5 protein-coding genes are annotated in these 7,734 nt (G+C 60.2%); all 5 read left to right on the forward strand.

The annotated features are described in order from the left end of the window. Positions 1–63: 63 nt before the first annotated feature. The 5 genes from IHE47_RS11725 to IHE47_RS11745 all read left to right on the forward strand — a co-directional run bounded on the left by IHE47_RS11725 (position 64) and on the right by IHE47_RS11745 (position 7,630). Entirely contained in the window at positions 64–1,233 is a 1,170-nt protein-coding gene (locus IHE47_RS11725; protein WP_192106065.1) for a DNA-binding transcriptional regulator, read from the forward strand. A gap of 674 nt (positions 1,234–1,907) precedes the next feature. Further along, complete coding sequence (locus tag IHE47_RS11730) at positions 1,908–4,103, forward strand: type I secretion system permease/ATPase (RefSeq protein WP_192106066.1); 2,196 nt, start codon at positions 1,908–1,910, stop codon at positions 4,101–4,103. Next, positions 4,100–5,527 carry an HlyD family type I secretion periplasmic adaptor subunit gene (locus tag IHE47_RS11735; protein ID WP_192106067.1) on the forward strand — a complete coding sequence of 476 codons (1,428 nt, stop codon included), beginning with the start codon at positions 4,100–4,102 and terminating at the stop codon, positions 5,525–5,527. Before IHE47_RS11730 ends, IHE47_RS11735 begins: the two co-directional genes overlap by 4 nt. A gap of 63 nt (positions 5,528–5,590) precedes the next feature. Then, positions 5,591–6,334 carry a hypothetical protein gene (locus IHE47_RS11740; protein ID WP_192106068.1) on the forward strand — a complete coding sequence of 248 codons (744 nt, stop codon included), beginning with the start codon at positions 5,591–5,593 and terminating at the stop codon, positions 6,332–6,334. Positions 6,335–6,394: 60 nt separating this feature from the next. Continuing rightward, positions 6,395–7,630: a hypothetical protein gene (locus IHE47_RS11745; protein ID WP_192106069.1), complete on the forward strand. Its 1,236-nt coding sequence runs from the start codon at positions 6,395–6,397 to the stop codon at positions 7,628–7,630. Positions 7,631–7,734 lie beyond the last annotated feature (104 nt).

The raw sequence follows: 7,734 nt of genomic DNA on the forward strand, positions 1-7,734 counted from the left end.
GAAGGCGCAACTGATAGGTTTTCGAATCCGCCCTTCCATCGGGAAAGCCTGCACCGGCACGCCATGTCGTCACCTCATCGCATCGCCCTGCTCTTCAACGCGAACAAGGTCTATGACCGCCAGGTCATCGCTGGCATCGGCCAGTACATGAAATCCACGCGCGTGGACTGGGACCTCTTCATGGAAGAAGACTTCCGCTGCCGCACGCTGGGCATCCACGACTGGAACGGGGACGGCATCATCGCGGACTTCGACGATCCCGCCGTGGCCGAGGCGCTCGCCGACATGCCGATACCGGTGGTCGCCGTCGGCGGCTCCTATGCCGACGCCTCGCAATACCCCCCGCACACCCCTTATGTGGCCACCGACAACGCCAAGCTGGTGCGCTTGGCCTATGACCACCTGATCGCGCAAGGCCTGCAGCGCTTCGCGTTCTACGGCCTGCCGCCCACGCCGGGCAACCGCTGGGCGCAGGAACGCGAGGAAGCCTTCCGCTACATGGTCGACACCGACCGGCTGGAGGGGCTGGTCTATCGCGGCTCGCCCACCAGCGCCGGCGGCTGGGGACGGGTGCAGGAGGAAATGGCCGAATGGATGCGCTCGCTGCCGAAGCCGATCGGCATCATCGCGGTCACCGATGCCCGCGCGCGCCAGTTGCTGCAGTCCTGCGTGGTGGCAGACGTGCCGGTGCCCGAACAGGTCGCCATCGTCGGCATCGACAACGACCCCATCGCCCAGACCCTCAACCGCATCGCGCTCACCTCGGTGATCCAGGGCGCCGAAGGCATGGGCCGGGCGGCGGCGCAGTTGCTGCACAAGATGCTGCACGGCCGGGTGGCGCCGGATACCCGCATCGTCGTGCCGCCCCTGGGCATCAACGTGCAGGCCAGCAGCCTGCACCAGCCGATGAAGAGCCCGTACGTGATGCGGGCGAAGCATTACATCCGGCAGTACGCGTGCCTCGGCATCAAGGCCGAGCAGGTGGCCGACTACGTGGGCATTTCGCGCACGCTGCTGGAGGAACACTTCAAGCGCGAACTGAAGCAGACGGTGCACCAGACCATCCTCGGGCACAAGCTGGAGATCGCGCGGGGCATGCTGGTGGACCCGACGATTCCGCTCGCCGACGTGGCCGTACGCAGCGGATTCACTTCGCTGCAGTACATGTACGCGGTGTTCCGCCGCGAATTCGACTGCACGCCCCGGCAATTCGTCGAGAAAGCCCGTCCGTGACCCTGTCCTGATCCCGTCAGCCGGTTCGATCGACGGGCTTCCGCCGCCTGCCGACGCAGCGCCCCGGTCTGTCGCCATGATGCCCGGCAATCCGCCGGACCCGCTGGCTGACGCGGTCCATGGCGCCTGGCCCACCGCACACATCCGCGGCCAGTGACATGTGCAGATTACACAGGTGTGAAGCCGCCCATTACATAGTTATCCGGCCACGCCGTGCGGATCGACAACGACTCCAGTACATCCCAAATCAGGCCGGCCGACACAACAGTAAAGATGCCGCTGGCTGCAATGGAAATATGCCACCCAGCACAGCGCGAATCTGGCCATGCATTGCACACTTCCATTGTGTCGGCGTTGATCCGGCTGATGGGTATTGCGGCGGCGGTGACGGCAGGGATGTGGTTGACGCAGCAGCTCTACCTCCGCCTGTCGAAGATCCTGCAACGGGTGCGCAGGCGGAGGCCTTGCCTCCCTGCAACTGGATGACGTCGAACTCGGATAACGCCCACGGTGCACGCCTGCAAGCCGAAAATTCCTTCGCGCGGCACTCGCCTCATCTTCAAAAATCGCCACACCTTTGGCGCAATCACTTCCCTTCCCGCACCGCAAAAACCTGCTCGTTGACGACGCGTGAAACGAAGGCGTAGCGTCGCCACCGACATGACACGGAAAGGATGGGTCGGGGGATGTCAGCACAGGGGATGTGCGACGGCGCGAGTGCCGTCGCAGACGGGGGTGTCGAGACTGAAGCCAGGCAAGAAGACCACGACAGCACGCTCGCGTGTCTGGTGCTGATCGCCCGCTTCCACGGCATCGCGGCCGATGCCACCCAACTGGCACACGAATTCCGGAAGCCCGGACAGGCCTTCAACAGCGCCGAGGTCTTGCTGGCTGCGCGCAAGCTGGGACTCAAGGCCAGGTCCGTGCGTTGCGGTGCGGACCGCCTGTCCCATCTGCCATTGCCTGCCCTGGTGGTTGACCACGCTGGCGGCTGCTATGTACTGGCCAAGGCCAACCACGAGCGGGTATTGATCCAGAATCCACGTGAAGCCACGCCGCGCATCGTGTCGCACGCGGACATCGCGGCACACTGGCCGGGCGAAGTATTGCTGTTCACCTCCCGTGCCTCGCTGGCCGGCGAATTCGCCCGCTTCGACTTCAGCTGGTTCATTCCCGCCGTCATCAAATACCGCAAGCTGCTGGGTGAGGTGCTGCTGGTCTCCTTCGTGCTGCAGCTGATCGGTCTGGCCACGCCATTGTTTTTCCAGGTGGTGGTGGACAAGGTACTGGTGCACAAAGGGCTGGAAACGCTGGACGTGCTGGCGGTGGGGCTGCTGGTGTGCTCGATCTTCGAGTCGCTGCTCAGTGCCTTGCGCACCTATGTCTTCGCACACACCACCAGCCGCATCGACGTGGAGCTGGGCGCGCGCCTGTTCCGGCACCTGCTGGCGCTGCCGCTGGCCTACTTCCAGGCACGGCGCGTGGGCGATTCGGTGGCGCGCGTACGCGAGCTGGAAAACATCCGCAGCTTCCTTACCGGCAATGCCATCACGCTGGTGATGGACGTGCTGTTCTCCTTCGTCTTCCTGGCCGTGATGTGGTGTTACAGCGGCTGGCTGACCCTGGTGGTGATCGCCTCGTTGCCGCTGTACGCGCTGCTCTCGTTCCTGCTGACTCCGATCCTGCGCCACCGGTTGAAGGAGAAGTTTGACCGCGGCGCGGACAACCAGTCCTTCCTCGTCGAGGCCATCAGCGGCATCGACACGCTCAAGTCGATGGCGGTGGAGCCGCGCACCACGCATCGCTGGGACGAACAGCTGGCCGGTTACGTGGCCTCGGGCTTCCGTGCCACCGCGCTGGGTTCCATGGCGCGCGAGGGCGTCAGTTTCGTCGGCAAGCTGGTGACGGTGATGACGATCTGGCTGGGCGCCCGATTGGTCATCGAGGGCAGCATGACGGTGGGCGAGCTGGTGGCCTTCAACATGCTCGCTGGCCGGGTGGCGCAACCCATCCTGCGCATCGCCCAGCTCTGGAACGACTTCCAGCAGACCGGCATCTCCATGCAGCGGCTGGGCGACATCCTCAACGCCCCGGTGGAGGTCGCGCCCAGTCACCGCAGTCCCGTGCCGCGCCTGCACGGGCGGATCGAACTGGATCGCGTCAGCTTCCGCTACCGTCCGGATCTGCCCCAGGTCATGCACGAGGTCAGTCTCGTGGTGGAGCCGGGCGAGGTCATCGGCATTGTCGGCCGTTCCGGCTCGGGCAAGAGCACGCTGACCAAGCTGGTCCAGCGCCTGTACGTACCTGAGCAGGGGCGCGTGCTGGTGGATGGTATGGACCTGTCGGTGGTGGACGTGTCCTCCCTGCGCCGGCAGATCGGCGTGGTGCTGCAGGAAAACCTGCTGTTCCACCGCACCCTGCGCGAGAACATCGCCCTGACCGATCCCGGTGCGCCGCTGGAAACCATCATCGCGGCCGCCAAGCTGGCCGGCGCCCACGACTTCATCCTGGAGCTGCCAGAAGCCTACGACACAGTCGTGGGCGAACACGGCGCCACCCTGTCCGGCGGCCAGCGCCAGCGCATCGCCATCGCGCGGGCGCTGATGAACAACCCCCGCATCCTGATCTTCGACGAGGCGACCAGCGCACTCGACTACGAATCCGAACAGATCATCCAGGCCAACATGCAGGCCATCTGCCAGGGCCGCACGGTCATCGTCATCGCGCACCGCCTGACTGCCGTGCGCCATGCCCACCGCATCGTGGTGATGGAGCGTGGCCGCATCGTCGAACAGGGCGCGCCGGACGAACTGCTCCATCGCGCGGGCGGCCATTACGCCCGCCTGCACCAGTGGCAGGCCGTGTCATGAGCCTGCCGATGCGCTGGCAGGCTTGGGGTGATCTGGCGGGACGCTATGCCCAGGTAGCCCGCGTGGCCTGGCAGGGCCGGGGCGAACTGGAAACACTGCCGCGACTGCGCCACGAAAGTGAGTTCCTGCCCGCCGCGCTGGCCTTGCGCGATACGCCGGTACACCCCGCGCCGCGGGTGGCCATGCACCTCATCATGGCGCTGTGTGCGCTGGCCCTGGGCTGGGCCGTACTGGGCAAGGTGGATGTGGTGGCGTCGGAGCCGGGCCAGATCGCGCCCAGCAGCGAGATCAAGAGCATCCAGTCGCAGGACACTGCCGTCGTCACCGCCATCCACGTGGTGGATGGGCAGGTGGTGAAGCAAGGCGAGCCGCTGATCGACCTGGACGCCACCGATGCGGCGACCACCGCCGCACAAACCAGTGAGCAACTGGACTCCACCCAAGGGGAAGCGGCCCGTGCCCGTGCGCTGCTGCAAGCGATCGACACCCAGCAGGCGCCGAAGCTGTCAGGCCTTCCCGGCCTCAGTGCCGCCGATCTGGCCGAGCAGCAGCACGTGCTGGCCGGCGAATACACGGACTACACCAGCACCCTGCAGGAGCTGAACGCCGACATCGCCCAGAGCACGGCCAGCCTGCACGAAACCGAGGCCGACATCCGCAGCCTGGAAGGCACCTTGCCCATCGAGGAAAAGAAGCTGAGCGACTACGCCCAGCTCGTCGGCTCCGGTTACGTGGGCCTGCACGACTACTACGACGAGCAGCAGTCGGTGATCCAGATGCGGCAGAACCTGGCCCAGCAGCGCGCCAAGCGGGGCGAGATGCAGGCGGCACTGGCGGCGGCCACACAGAAGCGCGACGCCTACGTGGCGCAAACCCGACGCCAGTGGCTGGAGAAGCAGACCACCGACGAGACCCAGGCAGCCGGCCTGCAACAGACCCTGATCAAGGCGCAGCAGCACCGCCGGCTCATGCACCTGGTGGCGCCGGTGGACGGCACCGTGCAGCAGCTGGCCGTGCACACCCTCGGCGGCGTGGTCACACCCGCGCAAGTGCTGATGACCGTGGTGCCCACGCAACGCCAGCTCATCGTCGAGGCCGACGTGGATAACCAGGACATCGGCTTCATCCACGCCGGGCAGCCGGTGCAGGTCAAGGTGCAGACCTTCCCCTTTACCCGCTACGGCACGCTGCAGGGCACGGTGCTGCAGGTCTCCAACGACGCGAAGCAGGACGAGCAGAAGCGCTGGGTGTTCCCGGCGCGTATTGCTCTGGCGAGGGCGTCAATGCAGGTCGACGGGCGCGAGATACCGCTGGTACCGGGGATGGCGGTGACGGCGGAGATCAAGACGGGGCGAAGAAGGATCATCGGTTATCTGCTCAGCCCGTTGGTGCAGCATGCGAGGGAGAGTTTGCATGAACGGTAAGAGCGGATGTGGGTTTGGATTTTGAGGAAAATTTATTGTCACGATCCGAGGAGAACATCTCACATGAAAGTTAGTAATCGAAATCAACACAGGCGTACAGGTGTGCGCACAGTGATGCGTGCAATGTTGACGCCGATGATCTTGTTGAATATGGCCGGGACCGCAAATGCGCAGGTATCCAGCGTCATCTCGCCCTTACAAGCAAAGGGGAACGAAGTTTCTGCACAAGTTCAAACGTCGCCAGAGGCCAATGCATCGCTCGCTGAAGCGATGCAAGAGTGGAGGCACTTGATGAATCTCGTAACAAAAAAGCTTATTGCCAATGGAGATGGCTACATAAGCAAAAATGACATAGAGAAAGAGTTTGGTGTCGAAATAAATGATGTTCAACACATGCCAGTCTCCGGTCGCACTGATCCCACTACGGGTTTCAAATATATTTCGAAAGAAATATACCATCTAAAGTCGACCAATGCCATGCCATACCCCATGAATTTCTTTGTGGACACATATACGATAAATAATTACGCCAAAAAAGATAATCAGCAAGAAGTAATTGAGTCCAGTGGTCTACATGTGGAATTCATTCCGCCGAATTTTGGTCACCCTGGACCTATAAATCCTTGCGTGCCTTACGATGCAATAACTGGGGAGCTTTGGCGAGATGGCTGGGTTGTTGTCAATAGTCTGACTCCCAACATATATCAAATGAGCAAGCGTGGTGAAAATGGAAAGTATGTGGCGAATATTTTTCATCAGTGGAACTGCGTAAATAGCATAGCGGTGACTGGCGATATGTACCAATGAGGCAGCCTGCCTTGGGCGACGGTTTGTTGTGTCAAAAAACCAAATTGAGGAGATGAAAACATGAGTGTCAATGGCGCAAATACTCAGCTCAATAATGTCCTTAACGCTGCAATGCAGGCTGCGACAGGATCAAATGGAAGTGCCAATGAAGTCGCAATTGTTAATGCGCTTGAAGCTGGCCTTAATGCTAGCCCGGTATTGCTCGCAGAATACAATACTAATGCTCAGAGTGGGCAGTTGCAGGCAATCAATTTTGTGCAAGGAAGCCAGACCATTGACGCGCAGGCACAACAAGGTGCGAATGGCTTGCCGGTTGAGACGACAGGAAATTTGATTGTTTCGGATATAAATTTTGGGCTTAACTATGCGATTCCTCAACAAGAAAACGGTGGTGTGAATTATGGGCTTATCGATCTGGCTGCGCATGAAAATTATCATGTGGGATATGCCAATCAAATCTATGACGAGGTCTCGAATGAGTCGAGCGGCTCCTCTTCCATAGCGGAGCAGATGCAACAATATTTTTCGACACCTTCCTCATTGCGTGATCCTTCCGCATTGGATGGCCTTATCCAGCAGGGCGTAAATTTTAACGATCAAAATGAAGCCGGCGCAATAATTACAGGGTTTAATGCAGCGGCTAGCGCTTATATGCAGGCAAATTCTCTGACATCTATGACATCTTCTGATGTCAGCAAATTGGCTGAAATCGATCCGTATGTTGAACTTTTGTTTAATGGCGATACGGGTGCCCCGCTATATAGTCAAATAAGCTTGAATCAAGACGGAACGATCAACTTAAGCCAGACAGTTCAAAACGGCTTAGCCTCCGTAGTCGGCACATTCGCCACCTCGGGTGGAATGCCTGTTTGGCAAGATTCGCCAGATTCGTCCATGCCGATTCAGGCGTCAGGAAATACAAACGACACATATTATGGTGCTGAAATGGTTGCCGATGCCTGCATGGCAAATGGCAATAATGCCAGCACTCCAATTACGTTGAACTACGCGCAAGACGGTCTTTTGGAGGGCTCTTCAACGGCGAGTCCTTCATCTATTGCACTGGCTGATCAATTTTTTGCTGCCAATGCTGGAAGTTATTTTTCTAGCTTATCTGCGCAAACAGGAAGCCCATCATCGCAATGCACCATAATAGACTCAGTGACTGGAACTGTTTCTAATTTCTCGTTGATGGCCCCTGGAACCACATTTAATGGGACGCTGAATCCTTCAATTTTTGTCAACACCGAATCTAGCAGGCTGTTGAGAAACCCCCCGCACCGGCGACAATCATAGCCCTCATCAATCATCAGGCCGTTTCCGTGCGCGGAGCCGACATCCAGCAACTGGGCATGTTCTCGTATGTGTCGGTGGACGAGCGGGTGCCAGTGGACCACCCA

Origin of the sequence: Rhodanobacter sp. DHB23 (genome assembly GCF_014842975.1) — a bacterium.
Taxonomy (GTDB): Bacteria; Pseudomonadota; Gammaproteobacteria; order Xanthomonadales; family Rhodanobacteraceae; genus Rhodanobacter_A.